General features: G+C 56.0%; 19 protein-coding genes. 4 read left to right on the top strand and 15 right to left on the bottom strand.

What is annotated here, in order from left to right; genetic code table 11:
* Positions 1-82 precede the first annotated feature (82 nt).
* On the top strand, positions 83-2,956 hold the full coding sequence (locus RY831_RS03685; RefSeq protein WP_326504984.1) for a PAS domain S-box protein: 2,874 nt from the start codon (positions 83-85) through the stop codon (positions 2,954-2,956).
* 190 nt (positions 2,957-3,146) lie between these two features.
* Here RY831_RS03685 and RY831_RS03680 read toward each other — a convergent pair whose 3' ends face one another.
* The 8 genes from RY831_RS03680 to RY831_RS03645 all read right to left on the bottom strand — a co-directional run bounded on the left by RY831_RS03680 (position 3,147) and on the right by RY831_RS03645 (position 8,926).
* Entirely contained in the window at positions 3,147-4,523 is a 1,377-nt protein-coding gene (locus RY831_RS03680) for a transposase (protein ID WP_326504983.1), read from the bottom strand.
* A 623-nt stretch (positions 4,524-5,146) separates the two neighbouring features.
* Positions 5,147-5,668 carry a thermonuclease family protein gene (locus RY831_RS03675; protein WP_326504982.1) on the bottom strand — a complete coding sequence of 174 codons (522 nt, stop codon included), beginning with the start codon at positions 5,666-5,668 and terminating at the stop codon, positions 5,147-5,149.
* Positions 5,665-5,931: a hypothetical protein gene (locus RY831_RS03670; protein ID WP_326504981.1), complete on the bottom strand. Its 267-nt coding sequence runs from the start codon at positions 5,929-5,931 to the stop codon at positions 5,665-5,667. The genes RY831_RS03675 and RY831_RS03670 overlap by 4 nt, the downstream gene beginning before the upstream one ends.
* A 30-nt stretch (positions 5,932-5,961) precedes the next feature.
* Positions 5,962-6,885 (bottom strand): hypothetical protein, encoded by a 924-nt coding sequence (locus tag RY831_RS03665; RefSeq protein WP_326504980.1) that lies wholly within the window; start codon positions 6,883-6,885, stop codon positions 5,962-5,964.
* Positions 6,886-7,024: 139 nt separating this feature from the next.
* On the bottom strand, positions 7,025-7,216 hold the full coding sequence (locus RY831_RS03660) for a hypothetical protein (RefSeq protein ID WP_326504979.1): 192 nt from the start codon (positions 7,214-7,216) through the stop codon (positions 7,025-7,027).
* Positions 7,217-7,351: 135 nt separating this feature from the next.
* Positions 7,352-7,552, bottom strand: a complete 201-nt coding sequence (locus RY831_RS03655; protein ID WP_326504978.1) for a hypothetical protein — start codon at positions 7,550-7,552, stop codon at positions 7,352-7,354.
* Positions 7,549-8,745: an integrase domain-containing protein gene (locus RY831_RS03650; protein ID WP_326504977.1), complete on the bottom strand. Its 1,197-nt coding sequence runs from the start codon at positions 8,743-8,745 to the stop codon at positions 7,549-7,551. The genes RY831_RS03655 and RY831_RS03650 overlap by 4 nt, the downstream gene beginning before the upstream one ends.
* Entirely contained in the window at positions 8,735-8,926 is a 192-nt protein-coding gene (locus tag RY831_RS03645; RefSeq protein ID WP_326504976.1) for a hypothetical protein, read from the bottom strand. The genes RY831_RS03650 and RY831_RS03645 overlap by 11 nt, the downstream gene beginning before the upstream one ends.
* A 1,808-nt stretch (positions 8,927-10,734) precedes the next feature.
* Between RY831_RS03645 and RY831_RS03640 the strand changes: the two genes are divergently transcribed.
* From RY831_RS03640 to RY831_RS03630, 3 genes are all read left to right on the top strand, one after another.
* Positions 10,735-11,805 (top strand): PRTRC system protein D, encoded by a 1,071-nt coding sequence (locus RY831_RS03640; protein WP_326504975.1) that lies wholly within the window; start codon positions 10,735-10,737, stop codon positions 11,803-11,805.
* A gap of 155 nt (positions 11,806-11,960) precedes the next feature.
* Positions 11,961-12,221 (top strand): hypothetical protein, encoded by a 261-nt coding sequence (locus RY831_RS03635; RefSeq protein WP_326504974.1) that lies wholly within the window; start codon positions 11,961-11,963, stop codon positions 12,219-12,221.
* A 359-nt stretch (positions 12,222-12,580) separates the two neighbouring features.
* Positions 12,581-12,853: a hypothetical protein gene (locus RY831_RS03630; RefSeq protein ID WP_326504973.1), complete on the top strand. Its 273-nt coding sequence runs from the start codon at positions 12,581-12,583 to the stop codon at positions 12,851-12,853.
* Here the strand turns inward: RY831_RS03630 and RY831_RS03625 are convergent.
* The 7 genes from RY831_RS03625 to RY831_RS03595 all read right to left on the bottom strand — a co-directional run bounded on the left by RY831_RS03625 (position 12,814) and on the right by RY831_RS03595 (position 26,327).
* Complete coding sequence (locus RY831_RS03625; RefSeq protein ID WP_326504972.1) at positions 12,814-13,593, bottom strand: EAL domain-containing protein; 780 nt, start codon at positions 13,591-13,593, stop codon at positions 12,814-12,816. The two genes, RY831_RS03630 and RY831_RS03625, sit on opposite strands and share 40 nt — an antisense overlap.
* Entirely contained in the window at positions 13,593-14,108 is a 516-nt protein-coding gene (locus tag RY831_RS03620) for a hypothetical protein (protein ID WP_326504971.1), read from the bottom strand. The genes RY831_RS03625 and RY831_RS03620 overlap by 1 nt, the downstream gene beginning before the upstream one ends.
* Positions 14,109-14,317: 209 nt before the next feature.
* Complete coding sequence (locus RY831_RS03615) at positions 14,318-18,019, bottom strand: hypothetical protein (protein WP_326504970.1); 3,702 nt, start codon at positions 18,017-18,019, stop codon at positions 14,318-14,320.
* A gap of 11 nt (positions 18,020-18,030) precedes the next feature.
* Positions 18,031-19,368, bottom strand: a complete 1,338-nt coding sequence (locus RY831_RS03610) for an Ig-like domain-containing protein (RefSeq protein WP_326504969.1) — start codon at positions 19,366-19,368, stop codon at positions 18,031-18,033.
* A gap of 1,726 nt (positions 19,369-21,094) precedes the next feature.
* Entirely contained in the window at positions 21,095-21,430 is a 336-nt protein-coding gene (locus RY831_RS03605; RefSeq protein WP_326504968.1) for a hypothetical protein, read from the bottom strand.
* 114 nt (positions 21,431-21,544) lie between these two features.
* Positions 21,545-24,934: a conjugal transfer protein TraG N-terminal domain-containing protein gene (locus RY831_RS03600; RefSeq protein WP_326504967.1), complete on the bottom strand. Its 3,390-nt coding sequence runs from the start codon at positions 24,932-24,934 to the stop codon at positions 21,545-21,547.
* Between the two features lie 4 nt (positions 24,935-24,938).
* Positions 24,939-26,327: a conjugal transfer protein TraH gene (locus RY831_RS03595; RefSeq protein WP_326504966.1), complete on the bottom strand. Its 1,389-nt coding sequence runs from the start codon at positions 26,325-26,327 to the stop codon at positions 24,939-24,941.
* Position 26,328 lies beyond the last annotated feature (1 nt).

Genomic DNA, 26,328 nt, shown 5'->3' with positions numbered 1-26,328 from the left:
TGGTGCGTTCCTGCAGTTCTCTCCGACGATGAAACAAATTGCGTTGTCCCGCTTACCCCTACGGCTACAAGGTGCCGTTGGCTTGATCAGTGCTTTGGCGCTCCTCTGGTCCCTGATTTTTTACGACTTGCATCGCCTGCACAAGCAATCAATTGTCAGCAGCCAGGTCGAGACACAGAATTTGGCGCGCGCATTTGCCGAAGAAGTCACTTCGTCGGTCGATTCGATTGATATGACCCTCATTGACCTGCGCGATCGCTGGCAAACGGCTGGGCTTGACTTCGCCGATGCCGTGCAAAAGCGGCAAACCTATCTTGCCGAGGAAGTAGGCTTCCAAGTGGGTATTATCGACGCGGCCGGCTCGTTGCAGTTTTCTAGCAGCGATGTGCAAGCCAAGGGAATTAACCTGAGCGACCGGGAGCATTTCCGCGTGCATGCGGATACGCCCGGTGACAAGCTCTTTATTAGCAAGCCGATTCTGGGTCGTGTATCAAAACGCTGGAGCGTTCAGTTCACGCGCCCCATCATTGGGCCAAGTGGCCAGTTTGCCGGGGTGATCGTGCTGTCGGTCGCCCCCGATTATTTCTCCCGATTTTTTGACACCATCCATTTGGGAGCGGGTGGCGCCACCACGGTGCTGCACCGCAGCGGTGAAATCCTGGCGCGCTCGCCCAAGCCGGAACTGGCGCTTGGAAAAGCGATGAGGGAAACCTTCTGGGTCGGCCCGAAGGCTGACAATGGCTGGTATCGCGCGCCATCGGAGATTGATGGCATCGAACGCATGTACGCTTGGCGTGCATTGCCCAAGATTGGCTTGGCAGTAACGGTTGGCCAATCCATAGATACCATCCTGACACCCTATTACGCACAACGCCGTGTGTACCTATTGGCTGGCCTGGGCGTGTCGCTCCTGCTCGTGCTCGTCGGCCATGTGCTCCTGCGAAGCCTACAGCAGCGCGCCAGGGATGCGACTGCTCTGGCGGCGAGCGAAGCGCGCTGGAAGTTCGCGCTGGAAGGCGCCGGTGACGGCGTGTGGGACCTCGACCTGCCGGCCCAGAAGGTCACCCTTTCGCTGCGCTGGAAAGCACTGCTGGGTTATCGGGAATCGGAGGTCGGCGACAACGTGAATGAATGGACCGGGCGCATTCATCCGAACGATCTGCCGGCTTTTCACAAGGCTCTTGAGGCGCATTTGTCTGGCGAGTCTCCTGGATACACTAGTGAGCACCGCCTGCGCTGCAAGGATGGAGACTGGAAATGGGTCTTAGAGCGCGGAATGGTAGTCAGCCGCGACCCTGGGGGCAAGGCGTTGCGCATCGTTGGCACCGCTTCGGACATTACTGACCGCAAGCACAATGAAGCAGCGCTTCAGGACTCCCTCAGGCGGTTGGAGGAAGAGCAAAGACGAATTCAGATCATTATTGACAATTCCCACGACGCCTTTCTTAGCGCAGATGGCAACGGCCGCATCACCGACTGGAACCGGAAGGCTGAGCGTACCTTTGGCTGGCCGGCCAAGGAAGCCCTGGGAAAAGACATCAGTGAGCTGATCATTCCCCCAGAAAAGCGGGCGGCACACGATGCGGGATACCGGCGTTTTATCGCCACCGGCAGCGGCGCCTTGATGGACACAGTAGTGGAGCTGGAAGCCTTGCGGCGTGATGGCTCCCGCATCCCTGTGGAATTGGCCTTGACGGGATACCATAATGGCCAGGGCTATGTGACGAATGCTTTTATCCGCGACATTACCGGGCGCAAGGATGCCGAGCGCCGGGACCGGGAGCGTCTACATTCGCTCAACGAAGCCCGTAAAGCGTTGCAACAGGCGCAGAAGCTTGAGGCACTTGGGCGCCTGACGGGTGGCATTGCGCACGATTTCAACAATGTCCTGCAAACTCTGACCATGGGTATTGAAGTGGCGCTGATGACGTCGGAAAGTCCGAAAGTCAAAACCACGCTCGAGGCATCCAGGCGCGCTGTGCAACGTGGCGTCGAATTGACAAGGCAGCTGCTGGTTTTCGGCAGGGCGCAGGATGCACATTTGAAAGTGGTCAGTCTGGCCGAGCAGATCAACAGCATGATCCCACTACTTCACGGGGCTTTGCCAAGTACCATTGCGTTTGAGCTGCAATTGCAAGAAGACTTGTGGCCGGTCGAGATCGATCCATTGCAGTTCGAGCTAGCGTTGCTCAACTTAGCTATGAATGCGCGGGACGCCATGCCAAGCGGAGGTGCGTTTCGAATTGAAGGCCGCAATGAAGTCATCGTTGACGCCAGCAGTGAACTCGCACCTGGAGAATATCTGCGCCTGACGATTGCCGACACTGGCGAAGGAATGACACCGGAGGTGCTCGCCAAGGCCGTCGATCCGTTTTTCACGACGAAAGAAGTCGGCAAGGGTTCCGGTATGGGGCTGGCACAGGTGTACGGGTTTGTGAAGCAGATGAATGGTGTGCTGAACCTGCGCAGCGAACCCGGTAAAGGACTCGAAGTTTCCATTTTGCTGCCACGCTCATCGGCAAAGCAGGTGGAACGGGAAGATGTGAAGCTAGCTCATAGTCGGCCAGCAGCTTTTCGAAACCAGTCCATTCTTTTCGTCGAAGACGATCCTTTGATACGGGAAACGGTGCACCCGGCGCTGGAAGCGCATGGATTTAATGTGATGTCAGCAAATGATGGTGAACAGGCGCTTGGGCTGCTCGAATCCGGGCACCAATTTGACCTGGTCTTTTCCGATGTGGTCATGCCAGGCAAGATCGACGGCATCCGGTTGTCCGAGATCGTTCGCGAGCAATACCCGGACTTGAAAGTCGTGCTGGCCACTGGCTATTCCGAACGGAGGGTAACATTCCCGGACGTGAAGGTACTGGGCAAGCCATATCAGATTGGACAGGTCATCGCCGCTCTCGACCAGACCTTTTACGAAACGGAAAACTCGCGCGGTTCTCTCCCTTGACCTTTTTCGCATAGGGGCATACGGGCATAGGGGTCGGAACCTGTTCGTTCTGCCGGATCTGCTTGGATGTCTGCTTGTGGCCGATGGTGTTGAAATAGTGCTTGGGCAACACGGTGGTAGCGCAAATCGTAGAATTCGCTGTGTCGAGTAGTGCACATTAGGACGTCGTAACTCATCTAGTGCCTAGTTATCAGGTTAACGATGGTCCAACTAGGGCTGCATGAGTCAACCGTATTGCCAAGCGTCTTAGGTTCTGTGCCGTCGCCGCCAGTAAGAATTCATCGTGTGCCCCTGATAGTCCGCGCAGTCTTAAGCGGTCCAGCTTCACAATGCGCTTGAGATGGGCAAACAGCATCTCCACCTTCTTGCGCTCGCATCGGGACTGCTGATACTGCGGTGTGTCCATAATGCTGCGAGCCAAGTCACGCGCATCTTCGTGGATGCTGCGCGCGATCTTGCGGGTTGGCGTATTGGGACAGCATTGCGGCTTCAGACTGCAGTGTTGGCAGTCTTGCTTAGTGGAGTGATAGAGAATCGTGTCAGCTTTGGTAATGTGGGACCGTGGATTGGTAAATGTCCGCCATTGACTGCGCAATACCTGTCCACCCAGGCAGCGGTATTCGTTCGCAGTGGCGTCCCAGATGAAGTCACTTGCAGCAAAGGTTCCATCCTTGCGTGCTGACATGTCCCATACCGGCACGTGTGGCTCAATGCCTTTCTGTTTAACTAGCCAGCCCAACATAGAGGCAGACCCGTAACCTGTGTCGCCAATCAACCGTTGCGGCTTCAGTTGGAATCGCTGCTCGACTCGGTCGATCATGATACGTGTCGCCTGTGCTTGTGCACCATGGTTAGTTGATGATGGCTCAACATCGACAATGATGCCGGCCTTTACATCGACCAGATAATTAGTTGAATAGGCAAAGAAGGCAGGACCCGCAGTGGCCGTCCAGGAAGCTCCTGGATCCGTTAGCGAGATAGACTTCGGTGGATCGGCGAGAGGATTGGCTGCGGTTAATGCAGCAAGGTATTCTCTAACTGGACGAGTCCATTGATCGGGATTGCCCCAGTCAATCTCTTGTACACCTCTTACCGCATGCTGGCGCCGAACATCCGCCTTGATGACGCTCGCATCCGTGGCAAAGCCTTCGCCACTAACAAGATTCTCGGCTATACATCGGCGCAGTACTGACTCGAACAATTCACGGAAAGCATCACTATCGCGAAACCGACCATGGCGGTTCTTGGAGAAGGTCGAGTGATCCGGGACCCGGTCATGGATGCCAAGATGGCAGAACCAGCGGTACGCCAGATTTAGATGCACCTCTTCACACAGCCGGCGCTCAGAACGGATCCCGTAGCAATAGCCAATAATTAGCATGCGGATGATCAGTTCTGGATCTACCGAAGGCCGCCCTATCTGGCTATAGAAGTCCGTTAGATGCGCGCGGAATTCTGTTAGGTCGAGATGACGGTCAATGGCTCTCAGCAGATGGTCTTGTGGGACGAATTCTTCTAGATTAATCAGCTCAGTTCGTTGCCGAGGAATAAGTTGCTTCCCCATCATGATGGCCTCCACGGCGATGTCGTCCTGTTACATTACGCCCTCCTCATCAGAGATCAAGGGACGTTTTTCAACACCATCGGCCGTAAGCGGAAATTCCTCGCTGCTCTTGTAACTCAGCAAGAAGCAATGGATTTTGCTAATACACAGCCCTTAGTCGCTGCAATTGCCAAAACGTTGTGTCTATTTTGGAAGGTCACAGCAACACCGGTAGGTTCACCGAGGCCAAGTGCAAAGAACTCGCCGAAGCGCTACCGGCCTGACATAAAAAAAGAGCAGGCATCCAAAGATGTCCTGCTCCCTCGCCGTACGGTGGGAGGCCGCCTCCCAGAAGATATACCCTTCTACCTATTCGTCTTGCCCCGCTACGCGGCTCTGAAGATGCTGCGGCGCCTCGAGCAGCTTCAGTAGCCCTTCGACCGCCGTGACAAGTAGGACCCGCTTCTCCGGCGTGAGACTCTCACCCCTCATCCGGCCCATAAGCCATCGCAGCGTCCGAGCATACCGCATGGCGGTTTCACTGGTGAGGTACACACTAGGTGCGGAGCGCCCCACTCGCAAGACCGCATCATCTTCCACCGAGAACGTCTTTGATGCCGGCACCACGCTTTTGAATGCGTACGCCTTCATCGCTTCATCATCCTGCGCCATTCCCAGGGCGGTATTGGATTAGGATCGACCCACAACCCAGTTTGTCGCCGCCGCGCGGCCTCTTCCACTGCATACAGCGGTGATCCCTGAGGCACAAACCGCTTGTACACCATTGCGTATCCACGCCGCACTTGCTCCGCATTGACATGGAGCGTACCTATATAGATATCGCATATAGGGCGTCCATTATGGTCAGCGCCGTTACAAACCGCTGTTACCTGCTTCCTGAGCACGAGCTCACTCAGCGAATCGCCGGACTGTGGGCCAAATGGCTGGTCTTTTTCTCCTTCCTTGTGCGCTACTTCAGGCGCGTCGATGTGCGCCAGCCGGATGCGGTACTCGTCTCGGCCGCCGACCACAAGCACGACCGTATCGCCATCCGATACTCGCCTGACCTTCCCCTCCAACGTCGTCGCGGCCGGCGCCGGCAATGCAACTGCCAGCGCGGCAATTGCTATGCAGGTCTCCAACTTGAAAGGCCTTTTCGATCCAGTCATGTCGCAGTCGCCAATCTCTTTTCGGTCGCGCAGGCCTCACAGAGTCGCTCGCCCGGGCCTTCCGGATCCTCGACTGGGAGATCCGCCGCAGTCTTCCAAACGCTGCAGCAGTTGCAGCTTTGAAAGCCCATTGCGTCCAGCACGCGCTCGATGCTGGCTTCGTCGCAGACCAGTACCTCGGCAAGTCGAGCACGAGGTAGCGTTAAATCATTACATCCATCCACCAAGCGTACGACTTCCTTGCGTTGTTTATCAGCGGCCATCAAAGACTCCTTTTCAAGTTGTTAAATTGCTTATGCTTGTGTGAGCGTCCACGCATCGATCTCAAAACCCACGAAATCGTAGGCCGAGGGGTTGGCGCGGTAGGCAGCGATCGCCAGCTCATCGTCACGCCGCTCCGCTTCGACCAGCACTGAGTCACTGGACGAAGTGGGCAATCTGGCCAGCCGCCGGCGCTGCAGATGGTTTGCCAAATTGAAGTGCGACTGAACAGCTCCGATCTTTGCGTTCAGATCTAGACCGGAGACATCCAGCGGCCCGAACATTGATTCCATCCGGCCACCCAGCGACACCGACCGCTCGGCATGATCGCGCCTGGCCGTCGTCGTCAACCTCCCCAGTTCCATGCGAAACGGCTCCCACCGTCCATACCGGACAATGAACACTGGACCGGCTGAGTATGCGGCGCGAACCCGGCTCCAATAGGGAGCAAGTGCAGGCTCCGGCCCCGCGCTCTTCGTGAACTCGTCCTGGATGGCCAGCAGCTCCTCGGCCGCATCGTTGGCGTGCTCGACGCCCCAGATGCACTGGTTGAGAAGCAGGTGCCTTGCACACCCCGTGCCCATGTCTCCGTTCATGATCGCAACCAGACTGGCGACGCCACCCACGGTATTGATGAGATGCGGGCCCGGTTGCTCGATCAGCTCGTACCATGGATAGGAAAAGCTGGTCGGCGGCGGATACGGCAATGGATCTTTCCCCGCCAGCAGGCGAGCAAACAATGCCGACTTCGGACCCGGCCTATGGTATCGACGCCGCAGGTCTTTCGACCGACTATCGTCATCGGCGCCAGCACCGTCGGCAATCGTCTCCTCGAACCGTTTCAAGGCTTGCTGAACCTGTGTGGCTGCCGGCGCGGTATCGCTCACGCGATCGCCGGACCGAAGCGCCAGGAGTACCTGTTCGACTTCGGGTGAAAATGCCTCGAATATTGGCATCTTGGACCTCCTTTCCTTATCTCTGCTTCCCTATTCGTTCAAGGCACGTACGCCACGAGATGCGCGGGCGTCACTGAGCCTTCCTATTGTCGGAATTTCAGGGTAGCGTTTTTGAAATTTGTTAGCGGCCGCGCCAATCTCAGCTGCTGACTGGCTCCGGCTGCTTTTGAAGTTCATTCAGGATCTCGGCCTTGATCTGGTCACCCTCGTGGATGCCGATCAAGTTGAAATCCGACTGAAGCTTGTCGATGGCTTCACGCACGCGGCGAGGCTGCGCTTCGCCATCGCCCTCCAGTAGGGACACGTACTGCTTGAAGTCCGCTACGGCCAAGTTCCGTCCGCTTGTGAGCTGGAGGCGGAAGAATCGCTTCACTCTGGAAAGCGCCTCACAGTACGATCGCCATTCTGGACTCGCTTTGGAGACGGTGGATTTCCATTCATCACTATATATAGGTCGTGGTGTCCATCAACGCATCTCCCAGGCTGCCTTACCTACCCAAATTACCGTGCCAGCCACCTGCAGTCCGGCGCCGACAACGTCGTGGTCGAGAAAATAGAACGCCACGGCCGCTACTCCATGCGCAAGTGCCTTCACGCCGGCCAAGGAGGCCCCGATGATCGCCATCCTTCGCCGCCGAGCGTCCTCGTTGTACATCGTTGCGGTCATGACGCCTCCGTTTCACCTGGTTCATGGGCACCCGCGGAAAGTGCTGTTGGCTGCGCCTTGAGGACAAAGGAGTACTGCACTTTGGTCGCGCGATTGATTACCTCTCCATAGTTCGGCATCACTCTTGCCGATTCGCCGGCTTTCGCGGCCTGAAGCGCCTTGGCCTTGCGCGCCTCTCTCTCCCAAGGCATTCCAGGATTGTCCTTGCCCCGCAGCGCGTGTCCGTGCGTTCCATAGTAGGACGCTGCAACATCCACCCTGCTATGTCCCAGTTGCTGCATGACGTCATAGCACGCGTGCAGATGGGTGTCCCGATCGATCTGAGCCGGGTCGCCTCCGCAAATTGGGCTGGGTATCCCTGCAATCTTCTCATAGCGGTTCTGGGCATATTGGTGCCTCAAGCCATGAGCCGTGACGCCAAGACCTTCCCGGGTCAGACCCAGCTTCCGCATTTGATAGCGGGTTCGTTGGTAGGCCTGCTCCAATGAACGGTGTGCAGCAATGATTCGCTTGTTCTTTGGTTGCGACATGGCAGCTGCTAGAGAGAGTGTCTCGCGCTGATAGTCCGTCTCGATTTGGACAATACGATGCCGCCCACCTTTGGTGCCGTCCCTCACAGACAAGAAGTGCCCATTGTCAGCGACATCGACCAGCGGGCGCAGACAGATGGCTTCCCTAAGCCGCAATCCAAAGGCATGCATCAGACGGAGGTACAGCGCCGTATACTTATCTCGACGTTCAGCCTCCTTGATTACCTCAGTCACGTCGATGCCTTTACCTTTCCAGCTGAGGTTCTCTTGCGCGGCAACCGTCCGACGTACCCGATGGCGATTAGCCTCGTCAACGTAGGACATCGTCGACCGAACCATGCCAGGCTTGCCGATCCACTTAGAAAGCGCTCTGAAGTGGGCAAGTCGATTCTGGATAGTTGAGGCAGAGAATTCCTGTTGCACCCAGTAGCTCACCAAAGCCTTAATGTGATTCTCCCGAAGGCTATCCGGTGTCGTCAGCTTGAAGCCCATATGCCGCAGTTCGGCAAAGCCACATAGCAAACCTGACCGACGGCTTACGAGGGTGTAATCGCCGACGTTACGGTCATCCTTTACTGTCCGCCGGCCCCGATGGTTCAAGTGACGGTCGAGTGCATCTACCAACGGCTTAGGCAACATTGCCTCAGAAGTGTTATCTCTCATGTTTGTTCTCCTCCGAATCAGGTTCAACGACTTCGCTCCAGCTTTCAGAACCGCTAGGGCGCTCACGGACAATTAAGTAGCGGACGTCGGTGTCTGGGCTTATTGCCTCTGTACCGTGCTCAGGTTTGTTAAGGACGTACACATGCACGCCGTCCCTACCGGACGGCACATTGATATTCATGATGAAGCTCCCGAATTACTTCGGACGACCTGGCGAGGCCGCTAGATTGTCGAGCGGGGGAAGCGCTCTTTGCGGTATATGGCGTAGGTTAGAGTTGTGAATCACTTGGCTACAACGCAAAGCATTTCGGCTATTGCGTGAAAGGTTACGAAACGCTTCATAGCGTCCGTAGAGCCTCCCAGTCCGGTGCTCCTTTCGACGTGATAGTCGACGGAGACAATATGGCGAATGGGCTCTCAGCCTCACCCGTCCATCCGGAGGGTCCTGACCAGGGTAGCGTGGCGAATCCCACGGCATCCGTTCATAACGGACTACCACCCCGATAGAAAATTAGAAATTGCCTCGGACCGCATCATAGCGGACCGCATAGGTAATTGAGCCCCTGCCAACAGGGCATTCCGAGTCGCTTTTCCCCGTGGACCGTCTCCAGTGTTGCAGAAACCAGGAGCCACAGTCGCATGACAATAGCCATGCGTCGCGCGCAATTTCTCTTGAATAATCAAGCGGAAAAGCAGAAGAGTTCCCTCGGTGAGCGATGAGCCACATCGCCTAGCGCCGTTTTGCCCATCCCTATTGGAATGGCAGCGCAAGATCATGGTGGGGTTTCAACCTTCCCATATTGGTCTGTCTGGGCGAAACCATGACAGCCGCAAGGTCGGCCGGCGTCCTTACCAGACCGTTTCGACAACGGACGGCCCGACGCTCCACGGAGATGATCTTCCGTTCTTCAGCTGCTGACCGGCAGGACGCCGGTCATTACACACCGCACAAGTGCGGTCGTTGAACGCAGGTTCTTCACAATGATGCGTAGAACTCAGGTCCAACCTCTATATGCCCCCAGCGGTACATAGTCCCTGGTGGGTTATCACGCATCCGTAGATACGTAATGGCGCCAAATGCCAATCACTTCCCCTGGCACTTGTGTCTGCCCGGTGTAGCACCGGCACAAACGGGTAACTGCGGTTTCCTTCGCATCCACAAGGGACACTCGGGGTGGAGAGCACAGGGTCCACAGCGTTTTAAAAAGTGCGCCACCACTCAAGACAAGGAAATTCTAGATCCTTAATGTTTCGCCCGTCAATATGTTTTTTCCTACCTTTTCGATTACCTCGAAAATCTATTTGTATTTTTCCTCGGCATACCGCTTCGCCTCTCAGAAACGACGACAGTCCATAGGGGCCTATTTGCAGCGGGAACGCCACTTTCTTGGTGCCAATCCAAGCAACATAGTGGAACGCACAGGTAGACGAATGCCCATCCCAGAACCGGCAGCTGCTCTATACGTCGAGAACAACGGCGCCACGATGGGCAATTTGTGGACTATTAAGAAGCTCAAGTAGCGTGAGTTATGAAGTGCGGCGACCCGATGTTCCCCAAATGTTCACCATTTGTTCAACATTTTCTAATCGGCTTATCTGCCCCCCGGTACGCACTGAGAAAATGTTCACCATTTGTTCAACATTTTCTAATCGACTTATCTGCCCCCGGTACGCACTGAGAAAATGTTCACCATTTGTTCAACATTTTCCAATTGGTGGGGCTAGTCCCAGTGTCGTACGTGGCTCAGCCAGCGAAATGTTCACCATTTGTTCAACATTTACCCTCAGCGCTTCGCTCTAGCGACGGATAAATGCATGCGCATGGATCGCTGTTGGCATTCGCGCCTCCGCAGAGACGCGTTTTTTTTCGCTGCTGCGGCGGTAGCGCCGCAATGCTGCCCGTTTAGGTCACTTTTAGCCCAGAACTGGATGCCCAACTCTGCAACAATTAGTGGCCTAGTTGCAGACCTTACACATGGAGATTAATAGATGTCCAAATCCTCTACGCTTCCAGTTGTCCGTGCCATCGACGTTGGTTATGGCCACATCAAATATGTACTTCGCCACCAATTCGATTCGGGGAAGATCGAATGCGACGGCTTTCCTTCACGCTCACCGATCTCGCAGGGCTTCGATATGTCTAGCGGCGTAATGTCGAAGCTGGATACGGTGACCGTCGCCGTAAACGGTAAAAAATACGAGGTAGGCAAAAACGTAATCGGCGCAGAGGGCGCGAATGATGCCTCCGAAATCCTCTCCCGCGATTTCGCCATTTCTGATGCTTACATGGCCAGGCTCTATGGCGCCCTGTCATACATGCTTCCCCATCTCCCCGAAAATCGCATTGACTGGCTGATCCTTGGACTACCCAGCCTGACAATGAACGATATGGCGAAGCCGCTGCAGGAGAAGGTCGTTGGCGAACATGTCGTCAATGTGTCAGGCGCTACAGTTGAGATCGGCCAAGTGCGGGTTCTGCCGCAACCCTTAGGCGCCTTTTTCGATTACGGGTTTCGCCAGCGTAGTCTCGAAGAATTGAAGAAACGGGTGAATCTTATCGTTGATCCGGGGTACAACACTTTCGACTGGATGCTCACTCAGGGTATGGCGCCAAGTAATGCACGAAGCGGATCGGTGGAACGTGGAATGGCGGCGGTCGTTCGCGCGATCGCTGATTCCGTCCTTCGTGACAACAAAGCTGAGGCGAGAGCAAGCATCTCTAGTGTAGTGAGCCGCATCGACTCCGCACTTTGCAATAACGAGTCATTTCGACTGTTCGGTAACGAGGTTGATCTGACAAAGTATCTATCGGCTGGTGATGCCGTGATTGATCAGGCTATCAGCGCTCTCGAGAAGAATGTGGGCGTGGGCGACGACATCGACAATATCTTCCTCTCCGGAGGCGGCGCTACGATCTTCCAGAAGGCACTTCAAGCCAAGTTTCCCGCACACAAGATCGTGAAGCTGACCGATCCGCAGTTTGCAAACGTACGCGGTTTTCAGATTATCGGCTCGAATTGGGCGTCGTCTGCTGCGCGAGCTAGCGCTGTTCCCGCGTAACGGACACAGGTTAGGCATAGATGACCTTCCCTTCTACTAACATCGCGGACCGCCTTACTGCCATTGCGGGTTAACCCATGTCTGACAGTACCAATAGCATACGCGTCACTCTTCGCATCTCTCAGTCCTCCACGGATGAACTTGCGAAGGAACTCTTGGATCTCGCACCCTACCATCGAGCGAAGCGCTTGTATCTGCTGGCGAGCATGGGTCTAGCAATCGAGCGCGGCCGAACACTGATCGCAACCAATGGCATTGCAGAGCCCAAACAGGCCTCGGTGGAACACCAAAGTGCGAGGGCGCAACCCGCCGTCGAGGCCCGCCGGTCGGCCAGTGACGAGACACCGCCGGCGGAGGGAGAGAAATATGAGCCCGATCTCGGTGACCTTTGGGCCTCTGGAGTAATGGCCAATTGACCCCCGGCTCGACCCTACTCTAGGGGTCGAGCATCTCTACCTTCTTGCTGCGTAAGTCAAGAACGGCATGTTATGTTGCGAAGCCCATTACACGCAGCGTGACGACCAACCCGGTAATCATCGGTCCGACAAAACCCCTGTTAGCCCCGCAGAAGGGTTCCCGCGCGATCCGTGGGATACCGAGCTACTCTCTCGTTGAATTGTTTCTGCTTACAGAATCTAATTCTGTACTACCCATGCGCCGGCCGTCCAAAACGCTGGACGATCACGCACCGCAAAACTTTTTCAGAAATGGTCAACTGGACTGTGTACGCTCAGCCATTATTGTTCATCGTGAATATTCGTGAAGGGAGTCCCAAGTGGAAATCTATACCGATCATGCGGGAAATGATCCGCGGAGCGTGAAAGCCTGGCTCCAAGGAAAGGATGACGGGCGCACGATGTTATACAACGTCTTCCGAAAAAAGACTTTGAAGCGAAAGCCTTCCCTCACGGAGACCGAAGTCGATCGGCTCTATCGTGAAGCATTACAGACAGGCTGGGCTGAGTGGAACAGGACGAAACTGCGGACTGCGATGGCGGCCTTGATCGCTTATGCAATCTTCTGGGTGTGGTATCTCACCGACTGGTGATAGGTAGAAGTGACCGCCACTTTTGTCTGTGACAATAGCTTTGCAGGGTATAGGTGGTGGTTCCAGAAGGATTGAAGTCGGCCAGGTCGCGCGATTAGGTAACCTTGCGCGTAATGGCAACCCATGCTGCTCAATAGTTGGAGCTTATCGAGCGTATCTATTCCTTCCGCCACTATGCGCGCCCTGGTGACGCTACTGATTCCATAGATCTCCAGCAGTAGCGAGAAGTCTTGCGTTTCCGACACCCTGTTGACCAGCGACTGCGAGAGCTTGATGATGTTTGGAGCCAAGCGCATGACCAGCTCCGCCGTGAAGTAGCCGGCACCGCAATCATCCACTGCAATTTGGCAGCCAAGCGCTTTAGCGATCGAGCAAAAGTCCTCGACGGTTTGAACATCCCGAATCGGAAGCGTTTCCGTGATCTCGAGGATAAGTGACGACGCTGGACCCGGGTTATCTTCAAGCATCGAGAGCAGGCTATCTGTATGCTGCTCGATCGTCAGTACGGAAAGGTTGACCGAGATTGGCAGCTCGGCCGGATCATATTGGCGAATGAGCTCGTCGACCATCGCCAGGTCGATTTCGTGAATGAATCCCTCTTTCTCGGCCCGCTGTATTAAATCGATATGACCACGTAGAGTAGCGTCGCCTTCGATGCGTGCCAATGCTTCCAGCCACCCAAACTTGGATGTCCTCAGGTCCAGAACAGGCTGGAATACGGGATAAATTACCTCTTTCATCACTCGGCGCATGGGCCAGTGGGTCTTTTCGGGGCCGAACCGCTTCCAATCATTTCTGTGTCGGCATCAATTGCCGGTACGGATCGGCACGCGGGCAGAGAATCACAGGTCAGCATCGCCGCGTGGCAGGGAAAGACGTTTCGGCCGTTCGCATACTCCTTCACGCCAGTCATGAACGCATCGACATTACGCATTGGCCACGACGGAGCGGTATAGTCGATCACGGCATCCGCGGCACGGAGTCCGGCCACCAGAGCACGGCTCACGATTTCTTCCGCTTCCTTGGGTGTTCCGATTTCATAGGCCCGGCGTGTCACGCACTCGAGCACCGTCATAACCGGAGGCCAAAGTATGGCAAGAAGGTTAAGTTTGTATCGCGTTGGCGAGCGATCGATGACACGGCGCAATGTGGCGGAAACTCCCGCTTGATCTCCGGCTTGGCCAATATTCTGTTCTGCCATGCCGTCGTTATCCGCGAGATCTTTTTGGTTTGAAGTCACAAGTGCGAGATTCATCGTGTCGGGCGCAAATTTTGTATGGAAAACATTTTAAGCACCTAGACCGGTGAGCGGAGTATCGAAAAACACTGATTGGACGTCGTTTTCGCCCTTCCATCAGTTGGTTTGGTCACTCTCGATCGACAGCACCACCTTTACACAGGCGTTGCTGGCCAAAGAAAAACGCCGCCCAGAGGGGCGGCGTCTTGGGTGCTAGGCACTCAGTTCTAGTTTGGCCAGGTAGCGATTCCCTCTTGCCCTTTGTCTGTCGTTGCAGTTACTTGAGCAGAGACGACGCCGGCATCGAGGTCCTTCTTAGCGAACGACAGCATATAGCTGGTCGCCGCCATCGGTTGGCCATTGACTGTCCACTTGTAGCCGTTGACGAGTCCTTGAGTGACCGTGCACCGAGCGATCAGGCTTAGGCTGGTTTTTCCGTCGCCATATTGCTGGATCGAACACACAGGCGAATCGCCCGTGCCGAGATCAATCGACTTGGTTGCCGTAGCAACTTTGCCTCCAGCGCTTCGTACCACGGCTGACACTTCATGCGTTCCGGCCGATGGGATGTCGATGAAGGTAGCGACAGCTTTACCGGACGCCACCTCTTTCCCATTCAACTTGAATGACGCTGACTCAAAACTATCGTTCTTCGGCACGGAAAGTAGGTTCACCCTAGCGTACACCTTGTTCGGCGCGCGGTTCCAACGATCCCCCGACTGGATAGCCACTTCCGGAATGAGATCCGGCGCCGGCGCGATCTGGATCAGGTCAGAATTGACTTCCGTCACGTTGCCGCGAGAATCGCTCACCCGAGCCACGGCTTGGAACTCGCCTGGTTCGTAAGCTTCCACCATCACCGACTCGGCGCTCTGGGAGACCACCTTGAAAGAAGCCGGGAACTGCCAATTGTAGGTCGGCTTCTCACCACCCATTTTCTGGCTGTCGCGTGGATTCTTCGGGGAGACCTGGAATCGCAGGGTCGCCGGCACCCGATTGTCGACAACCTTTGTAACCAGCTGCCATTCCGGCCACTCATAGGTCCACGAGCGCAGTCCGAAGTCGGAGAAGGTTTTTGTACCGTCCACGTTTTCCACCCAGGCCTCGTAACGCAGAGCGCGATCGGTTGGCTGAATCGTATAACGGAGCGTGTCGCCCTCGACGGTCGCGCCGTCAGGGAGAACCCACTGCCCTTTCGCTACCAGACTGGTCTTCAGGCCCGGTGCAAATAGCGAGGGAATGACCGCCTTGAATTCGTATTCCTTGCCTGTCTCCACATAACCCGGCCCCGTAATCATCGGCCTCTGCACAGCCGGCCGGATTACGCGAAGCACCGTCGTAACCGATGCATTCTTCGCGGCATTATCGGCAGGTGCGCCCTTCTCGCTGGCGACGACCTTGATCAACATATCCGACGGAGCGGTAGGCGTGATGGTGATCGTATCGACACCGGACACCACCTGTGGATTGCGATCGGTCGCAGACTGGCCAACCGACCAAACGTAGTCGGCTTCCGGTCCATTCGTCGACGCCGTCAAGACAACCGGTTGACCGACAAACGTGGCGGTGTCTCCCGTGACGGTCACTTTGGGTACGGCAAAGGCTTGTACCTGCACAGGATCGAGCTCATGTGCGACATCGCTGTGGCGGTTCGTCAGCTTCGCCTTATACCAAACCTTCCCGGAGGTAGTCATCTGCGGCCGCAGGCCTGTATTCGCGCCATCGACTTTCGCAAAGTTTACGCCGTCCGTTGAGGACAGCCACTCGACCTTGCCGATGTCTGCAACACGCATCTGCCCATCGAGCAGGATATTGAGTGACGGAGTAAATGGAACCGGACCAGACGGCTGCCGCACTTCGATCTTTCCGGTCAGCGGCGAGCCGTCCGCAACGATCAGGGAAACCTTGGTGCTCGTTATGTCAGGCGTGGTCACACCGGTGTCGGCTGATGTGAGCTTACCGACGGCGAGGAGGTTCTTACGGCCTGCCGGTAGCTTGCCCAGGTTGACGGTGAAGGCGCCGTCCGCAGCGATCTCAGTGACAGGCTCTCCGAGAGCGGTACGATTGCCCTTTCCGTCATCCTCAAAAAGCTGGACCGTCCAAGCGCCGGTTTCCGTCGGGCTATATTTGAAACCGCCCGAAGCGCCCTGATAAACGCCGAGATTGCCTTTGACAACGGCGTCGGAGGTAGAGACCGTCGACGCGTTGGTCAGCACAACCACCGGATCACGCGGGATCGCGGTGAAGGTCAGCGTCTTCTTGAATCTCTTCTCGGGATATTTGTTGTACCAGCTCTCAATGACAACATCTTGCGTTTCCCAGATCCCGGGAACAGTCGTGTTGATGAACTCGCGCAAGGAGGTGCCCGACGTGGATACGGTTTTCGGAGTTCCGGATCCAACAGTAACCTGCACCGACATGTCAGGATACTTGCCGGTCACAGTGACGCGGCCGGCCGTGTTCTGGCCAGGTAGTGTCAGCAGCTTCCCTGGTGATCCTTTCGCCGGTATTGCCAGCTTGTCCGTATGAGCGAAGGTGACTTCGGGCTCGTTCGGCTCGATACCAGCCAGCTTCATGGAGCGGTCTTTCGCCTTATAGAACGCCGTTTCCCCAGTATCTGGATGTGTCCACAGAATGCCGGTCTCGAAGTCAATGCCGTGGTCACCGTCCTTCTTGAGATAGCCCTTCAAACTGCCTCGCATCGCAGCTTCTTGCACGACTCCGTCAGGAAGGTTCTTGTACCGCACGGCGCACGACGGCTGCGCATAACTGCCGCTCATCGTCGCACCGTCCGTCACACCATAGATCGTGTTGCAATTGCTCCCCGATTCGGCTGACGCAAGAATCTGGACCGGATCAAGAAGCGGCGCGTAAAGCTCGCGATTTTTCTGAACCTTGATCCCTGCGTCCGGGTCCCAACTTCCGACAGTAACCTGCAGATCAGGCGCATCGGGCGCGTCGATCCAGATGCGTGCCGTTCCGCGGCTGGCGGAGGCCTTTCCGCTCACCTGATAGCGACCTTGCTGCTTCGGCGCCAGGGCGACGTCTTTCTCTTCTGTAGTCGATAGATCGACTCCCTGCAGGTTGACCGTTCCCAGCACCGCATTTTCCAGAAGAATCTTCCCCGTAATCGTGCCGGTCAACGGGGAGTTATCGAGTGGACTGGCGATCGTGAGCATGCTTGGCATGCCCGGGAATCCTTCAACCAACGGCGATGTGATATCTGCTTTTACAATCGGGCGGGTGTAGCGAACGGTAATCGACTCGGTTCCGGCCGATTTGCCGTACTTGTTACGCGCTGTTGCTCGCACCGTATAGGCCCCATTGCGCAACGCTGGATAACCACTGAGGAACATTGTTCCCTTGGTCTCGGTTCCGGTTCCCGGCTTCAAGGACACGGCCACTGGAGCGCCATCCGGTCCTGTGACCAGGATGTCGCCGACCACCCGATTTTGCGGGACGCTGAAGAGTCCCTTCGTCGATGCCACTACGGATACCGCCGCGGTCCCACCCGTCGGCGTGAAGTTGACTCCTGCCGCTTCATAGGTTCCAGCCGGCAAGGTATAGGAATCAATCACGGCGATGAAGCCTGCGTTGACCAGCTTGCTGGCGGTCGCCGGCGCCGTTCCGGCCTTGCTCAGCAGCGCATCGAAATTCGCGACTCGCCTGAGAACAGGCGCCGAGTAGACATCGCCGTTGTCGAGGTTGCGGATCACCACAGAGCTGATTGTGCCGGAGTCCATTGTCGCCACGTCAGCAGCGTAACCGACTATGGTCAGCATGCGGTTGTTACCCAAATCGATCGGGCCGCCGGCAACCGAGGTGGCATTGAGCTTCTGTATCACGGTCGCAGGAGCCGCGTGGGCCGTTCCGGATGCGGCCGCAATGACAAATAGGATGGCGGTTGCGATTTGTTTATTTTTTCTCACGGTGGCCCCCATTACTTGATACCGATGTTGCCCAAGCTTTCAGTCGTGGTCGAGCCTGTGAAAACTGGAACGCTCTTGTACGTGAAGCTGGGAGTTGCCTGTCCATTCCAGTCGACCACGAGTTGACTGTTTGCGGTCGCTGTATGGTTATATGCGTCCGTCATCGTCATGTTGATCGTGTACGTTCCGTCTGAAAGTGTGCTGATGTCGGTTGTGAAGCTGTAGTACAGGTTGTCGCCCGTTACCTTTGTGAGGCTGAGCGCCTCTTTCTTGATTTCACGGCCGCCATTCAGGATCTGCACGCTGACTTTGGTATTGACGGGATCACCGCAGTTAGCCACCTGCGTCAAGCCGACCAGGTTGGTCAGATCGTCGGAGGCTTCGGCGCCATAAATGGTCGGGTTCGGGCAACCGACAAATACCTTGACGTCACCGGTGACGGTCGCCCCGGCCTTGTCTGTTGCGCGCACGGTGAAGACGTCGTTGCCCTGATAGTCGACATTCGGGGTATAGATCAGCTTATTGCCGACAACAGTGACAACCCCATTCGTTCCTTGTGCGGTGACAACGTAGACAAACGTATCGCCAGGCATATTCGCATCTGTCACGACTGGCACGTATGGGTCGCTAGGCTTGTTGATCAGCGTTTCCATATCGCCTGTGAGTGAGGCGGGCGTGACGTTGGCGTGTCCGTTATCGGTGGACTTCAAAGTTTCAGTCGCTCCCTTATATGCGGTGACCGCATAGGCATGCACTGTCGCTTGCCCCGCGACGCTCGCGTCCGAGAACGTGACGACCGATTCTCCCGTTACCGTATTGAGGAGTGTGTCGTTCTTGTAGATTCGGTAGCCCTCGGCGCCGCCGACCTTCGTCCATGCGATGTTGACCTTGTCGGTTACCGTACCATCGGTAGCCGTCATCTTGAGTACGCTGCCATCAGCCAATGCATATCCCGTATTTGCGGTACTGGGATCGCTCACGCCCCCGTCCATGCCAGCGGTGACCGTATAGGAGTAGGTTTTATATCCATCGGGCGCTGTGTCAGTGAAGATGGTCGCGGTAATGCCGGTTGACGAACTTATCAGCACACCATCGCGATAGACCCAATACTTTGCCGTTGGCGACACCGAATTCCAGCTGATATCGACCTTTCCCAGGATTGTTCCGTCAGTTGCCTGCACGTTGGCTGGAGGCGGAACGTCGTATTGAACGTATACGATGCCTGCACCATTCGCGTTGGCTGCGTTGGCGGCCGCCCAAGGCGGCACCGTCTGAGCACGCACGTCGCATATGCCGGCAACGATGAGCGCGAGCAGCAAAGGCCCATAACTTAGTTTATTTTTTCTCATTATTTAGCTCCACTACGGAGACTGCGCTGTGCGCAGTCCCGTACTTGACATTGGCTTCGATCGCGCGCACGAATGTTTATTGGCAGATGAACGAGAATCCACTCTTTGTCGACCAGTTGCCACACTGCCCGTTATTCACCCACGAGTACGAATTCTGAATTGCACCAATTGGCGAACATGTCCCTTGTGGCATAGGTTGAGCAGGCTGCCACGGTTCGCATCCTAGATCGCCCAGATAGTCTTTCATCTGCCATGTGCCACTGCCTGCTTGAACCGAGCAAGAGTTATAGGAACCGCTGCCACTCAGATAGCCGTTGTAGCAAGTGCGCCATTGTCCAGAACACGACGACGGCGACGTAACGGACGGCGAATCGTATGCATAGATGGACTGGCCATCGCTGATCGAACCACCCCAGGGAACGCTGCAGCTTGCGCCAGGCTGGACTTGGCAGTACGAAGCCGTGTAAGAACCCGACAGCGTACCGGCGTTACAAGTACGGGTCTCTGCATAGCAGGAATTGCCGTATGGGACGGAGTAGCTGTTATAGGCAGTGACGCTCTGACCGCTGGCGATCTGGCCGCCCCATGGCAGATTACAGTTAGGAGGTGTCTCGCCCGTTGCTTGAACTGCGACATTCAAAATGCCTCGATCGGTCCTGACAGGAACTGTCCTTGTAAGATCGCCAACGGACGTGGGCGAAACGGAGAGGCTGAAGGTGCAGCTCGCGCCAGCGGCAATGGTTCTTCCCGAGCACGCGTCACCCGAGACGTTGACGTTGCTGGCAGTACCGATACTTTGAAAGGCGGAAGGTCCTCCGCTATTGTTGTAGACCGTGACTGTTCGGGCAGAGGATGTTTGTCCTGTGTAGATATTGCCAAATGCTTGGACAGGGGAAGTCTTTGTACCAGTACCGTTCGTTCCACCCCATCCGGCCTGACCGCCACTTACGGGCGAATAATCGTTGAAAGCGCCACCGCCTTTGCCGCCGGTCGCGCAGACAGAGCCGAAACAAGTCTGACTACCGTTTGCACCAACTGACGTCCCAGCCGCGCCGACTGTGACGTAGACCGGCCCTGACACGGCCACGTTCGCCTGGTCGACTACAGCACCCGCCTGTCCGCCGCCGCCGCCCAACCCAGCCCCGCCGCCAGCGCCCCAACCGGTGCCGCCAGTCGCGCCACCCGGCGCCGGCTTGCCGGCCGCACCAAAGTTACCGGACTGGTCCGCGCTTCCCGCGGCGCCTCCGCCGACGGTGACAACCCGCTTGACAGTCGTGAGTCCTGCCGGCGGGGTCCAGGTCTGATTCGTAGTGAAATAGGCTTCCGCTGGTGTCCCAGCGGTGACCGTGTTCGTCCCTGCTGAAAGCATGGATGCCGTCAGCAAGGCCGATAGAATGAGTGAGTATTTCTTAGACATCGAGCTTCCCTCGGAGGATAGAATTTCCACCGACTTTTATAACATTGGGAAGATTGCCTAGGAGCATCGAAAACAGCGATCTGGAGCGCGTTTTCGAGGACCGTATCAAATGGCCCTGCCCACCGAACGTAAATAAGCAGGAGCATCCGGCATCTAAACGATTTGGATCACTTTAACCGTTGAGACGCAATGAGCCGTTCGTGGCTTTTGATGGCAGTGACAATGAGGGCAAGATTGCAGTGACGACCTGCGATAAGGGAGGGTGATCCGATATCCAGTCTCCGACTTAGTTCGAAGACCGGAACCGATTTAGAGTGAATTAGGATTAGGATCGGTAGAGGTAATGTTGTGATGCACATTACCTGCGACCATGGAATACGCCGGATTAAGGCGCAACTCTTCTTCCAACGTGGGTCCTTTGTAATCGCTGTCCCTACCGGATTCGTCTTCGGCATCCGTTAATGCATCAGCATCTATAGCGTTCGTATCCTCACGCACCGACGTCATCGACCTTGCAACGAGCAACAGTGGGAGCAGGGTCAGCAATGTCCACGCGCCGAGGTACGGCCACAAAATCACGGTGACCGGTCCCGCTAAGCCGATAAGTGAATACCCTAACAACGTTTTCGTGGTTTGCGACGCCATTTTTACCTCCATCTCCGGATATGTTAGCAAAAGAGACCACGTAATTCCGTGTTATTTTTAGCCAGCAAATGCCTCCCGACCCGTCGTTGCCACACTCGCTCCCAGTACAACGAGCTATTTACCACTTGCTATTTCGTTATCAACTTCCTTGATGGCGTCATAGAGTGCCGTGCCCAAAGTCACCATATCGACGGTTGCTGCAACCGTATTCGCAACTGCGGCGCCAGGAGCGAGTCCTACTGCACCGATTGCGGTTGCTGCGGCGTGCCGCGCACCCACTACGGCAGCCACGGCAGGCATTTTATCCGCTACTTTACCAAGCACCTTCTGAGTGTATTGCCCTTGCGAGACTCCTCCCTGACCGCCTCCAGTACGGGAACCTCCCGATCCGGGACTATTCCCGCCTGATGGGTTCCCGCCTGTTGGCTGCCCTCCAGTAGTAGGGCCGCCGGAGCCAGCACCTTTTTGGCGCTCATATGCACTGGAAATATCGCCTAACGTGGCATGTGCAGCGGCGACACCAGCCGTCGCAGAAATGCCTAGGAGGACACCATCGTTTGCGACCTCCTTAGCGAAATCTGAAGCCATACCAGCAATTGTGGAGTTTTCGGCATAGTCACGCTCAAGCGCTGCTGCACGGGCCTTGAATTGTTCTCCCGGCGTTGCCGCAGTGACGCGGTTGTTATTTGCTGCCTGAACACCTGAAGCGGCGGCCGCCTCATCAACCTTTCCGGAATAACCTTTGAAGGTCTCCGCAGTAACACCCTGTGATGCAGCGCCTTGCCTACTTCTTAATTGTCCGTTAACACCCTGTGTTTCGCCAGCTGCATTGGCTGCTGCCTGTTCGGCCTGTGGTTTCATCGCAGCTATACGCCCAGCCGTGTTCTGTGAAAGCCCAGTAGGCGCGGCGGATGCTTGATCATCCACAGCTCCCGCCACCTGTGAACCGCTCTTAATAGACCCCACCGCATTAGTCATCTGCAATTCCGACAATGCTGCATTCGCAATCTCTGCTTTATGACTTTGCCCAAGCATTAACATCGTTCCATACGCAGTGCCCAGAGCCCGGTTCCGAGCGTTATCGCCTGGAGTGCCATCGCCCGTAAATTTTCCGTTTGTCGCCTTTTGCGCAGTATCGTAGGCAGTTTGCTCGGAAATGCCGTTTTCTCGCCTTAGATCTGCAAGGCGCTCACCTAGTTTGCCCGACCCATTCGCGGCCATATTCGCGAGGTCGCCCCCTGCAAGGTTTACTCCCGACTTGAGGCTCTTCGCAAAGCTATCGAGTTGTTGCGCTGTCTGCGCCCTCTTACGTGATTGGGCATTAGTCTGGGAAAGCGTCTCCCCAAGCTTCTTGTCAGAGCTCTTTGATACCTCGCTGAGGAAGGAATTTTCTGCAGATGACCGCTCCCCTGATGAGAACTTTGCAGCCCAGTCATCTGTTTGGGTAGCAGTTGAGGCAAGCTGTTGACTAATGGCGTTCTCGAAGCTTTTTACCGCCTGCTCTTGCAACGCAGCAGTAGGTGCGAGATTGCCCATAGTTTTGAAAGCAGCGAGCACTGCCCCTCTCACAGCGTGTTTTGCAGCTGCTCCTCGTCCTTCCGCTTTCTCCTCCCGGTTGGCGGCATCAAGGTAAGCACCGGTGGCTGCATTGGTTAGCTGGTTTGTGTTCAGGCCCAGCGATTTGACAGTACTGTCGTTATTCGCGGATTTGATCGCTTGATTTAACGAATCAGCGATAGTTCGACTTTGCCCGTGCAGCTGCGTAAAATCCGCCGACCCGAATTTCCCATGGCTCGATGACGATGAACCTGCAACCTTCGCACCGTATCCCTGGTAAAGAGCTTGTGATAATTGCTGCGACTGTGTTTGTAACGACTCCGCCGCATATTGCTCACCTGCAGCGAGAGTTCGCATGCTGTCGCTTGACATGCTGAGCGCCAACGGATCACTCGATCCCCCGTACCCAGTGCCGCCAACACCGCGGTTCAGAGTCATTCCCGAATTGGTGGTGCGCGGTGCCTCCGCGTGACGAGCCGCTACCGAGGCGGCAGAATCTACCTTATTGACGTCCGGAGCAACGTTCTTTTCGCTGAAACTATCACCGGCTTTGCTGGCGAGCTGCGCCAGACCCATCACAGAACCAGAAATAATGGCGAACGTTACGATCGGCGTCGACGCGAGCAGGTCCGACGCGGCTGCAATCTTGGTGCTCAAGAGATCATAGAACTCAACACCTGAACGTAACGGCAGCCCATCCGCAGTGATCAAGCCCCGTTCCGCAGCCTCTTTAGACTGGCGAAGAATGAAGTGATTGATGATCGCGGCCATTGGCAACCAGGATTGAGTCCAGACACCAAACAGAAGGTAGTTAGGCATCACCTTCGTAACACCGTGCATACCTGACACGGCGATCACCACAGCAATCAAAGGGCTGATCGCAAAGAACAGGAACATGAAGACGTTCATGCTTGGAATCATAGTCCGCGCGAAGACACTACCTCGACCCGCCGAGTCAAACTTGGCGCCCTCGACTGCGCTACGCATGGCTGCTGAACAACTGATGGCATCCGCTTTATCAAGAGCGCCGCACCGGTACGTATCCGCGATGATATCGGACGTCGCCAGCTGAGCCATGACGTTCTGCGCATCCGTTCCAGCGGTTGCGAAGTTGTTGATGTAGACCTGCAAGTCGTTCGCAGTCCAGCGGCCACCCATGGTGCCCGCCGGCCTATTCACTCCCATACGCTGGGTAAGATATTCGTCAAAATCTGGGCCGGATATTATCTCCCGAAGCTTTGTATCAAGCTTGTTTGCTGCGTCCGTGCAGGTAACGAACTCTGGCGTTGTCCACTGGTTCGCTGAACTAGGGCTCGATCCAAACGGATAGATCGCAGTGAGGTAGTTTTGGAACGGATTCTGCAGGAAGAGAAAGGGACTTGCCGCACTGCTCGCCGCGTTCGGCGGAATGCCGTCGGTGCACTCCGATATGTAGCGCGACATGCTCAATGTAAATGCTTCGTCGACCAACGCGGCGCCACGAGCTGCCAACATCAGTTTCAGGGGCGACACCATGCCGTTCTCGCTTAGCGTACTTGTTTCCGCATCCGCAGTTCTTAGCGCCTGGTCAATCTTGAGCGTAATGGATCGAGACACCCCCGAGATCACTCCTCCGGGAAGCGCCACACCTAGCGGCACGCCGTCCACTACTGCAACCTGTCCGGTATAGATATCCTCGATGTTCATCGTGACCTTAGGCACGAACATGATGATGTAGGCGAGCATCACCGCAAGGAGGTGGCCAGGTGCAAATGGCTGGCCAACAATCACCTTCATCGCGATCCAGCCGACACTTACCATCAGTCCAAATCCAGCCGCATGGCCGAGGCCCGCCGCACCGGCGCCGGTGAAAAGATCGGTATTGCCACTATCAAAGAGCATGGCGACCGCAGTGAGGCCAGCGCGAATGATCTCGAGGTCACCAAGGGAATAGACTGTGACTGCCATCAGATTACCTCTTCATGCCGGCGGCCGAGTAAGCGCGCGGCAGGTTGCGTTCGAAGTTCCGGAGGAGCGTTTCCAGATTGTTGAGGTTCTGGACCACAACCGTCGGGTTGAGATATGCCTTGTTCGAGATCTCTGCCCTCAGTGCGACAATTTTGGCCCGCATCTCAGTCGGCATTTCAACCGTATTCTTTGAGAATGCGTCCTCCGCTGCAGAGATCGCTTCAGAAATCAGCTTGTAGGCCATCTCGTGCGCTACTTGTTCGGCCGCCCGTGCAAGAATGGCTTGCGCAACAGCTGGGTGCCGCTGCGTTCGGTTGATGATTGCCATGAGCGGCATCGAGCCAGCGCTGGAAAGGAAATTCCGCTGTGTCGAACTCAGGCCCCCGGGACCCTGCCTCATTACCACGCCCATGATGGAATCGGACGTGGGAGCGTAGGCGCTCGCATCCTGACCAAAAAGCATCCGGTGCGTGTACTTCTTCGTGCCTTCAAAAGTGAACGCGCTGGACGTCGGATTCTGACAGGACATCTCGGTGTCGCGGCTGTCACATTTCCATGCATTGACCGTCTCGCCGTTCGTGGCTGCACCTTCGAATACCTGGTCAAATCCGATCTTTCCTTCCAGGGTGATTGGCCGCTTTTCGCAGACCTTGGCATCGGAGTCGCCGGCTGTACACGTTGTGGCATTAGGGTCCGACGCAGGGACGATGTATGTTCCCACCAGACTAATAATCAGGTCCGTTGCGTCACCGGACATACCCCAGTATGCATTTTTACCGTATCCGCCAATCCGCTCTGCAGCCCCAGTGTTGTACAGTGCCCGCCAAACCAGATTGCCGTTATATTTGTTCGCCTTGTCGCTACGGCCCTCTGTCTGGTTCGCGTTACTGCCCTGCATCCAGTCATCAACCTTCTGCCGGGACACGCGAAGCATTGCCTCGGCCTCATCAGCCTTCCCTGCCATCGCGGCGCCGACCGGCTCACCGATCATCTTGGCGAGCGCGCATGTATTCTTGCCGAGCGCATTCAATGCCTGCATCTTCGCTTCCAGATCTTCAATGACCGAAGCACACATGTTGCACATGCTGCGGATCGCAGCCTTGAAGGCGTAGCCGACCGCACCTTGCGCGATCGAACGCATCATTGCCTTGAGCTGCTCGGAATTGATGAAGCTGAAAGAGCCCATATAGAGATCGATCCCGGAGCAACCCGCGTTCACCCTTGGCGGCTCAAATGCGATGATGTTGAAATTCTGTGTGGGAAAGCGAACCGATGCCGAGCCGAATGCCACCCCGGTCATCGAGGGGGTATTGAAGGACTGCGGAATCGTCGTGGCGGTGAACATGCCATCCATGGCGCTCGAAAGCTGACTGGCACTGGCCGGAACTGTCATG

The sequence above is a fragment of the Noviherbaspirillum album genome, from assembly GCF_035916955.1.
Classification (GTDB): domain Bacteria; phylum Pseudomonadota; class Gammaproteobacteria; order Burkholderiales; family Burkholderiaceae_D; genus Noviherbaspirillum; species Noviherbaspirillum album.
The sequence above is the reverse complement of the archived record's forward strand: the minus strand, read 5'-3'. Positions and strand labels throughout refer to the sequence as shown.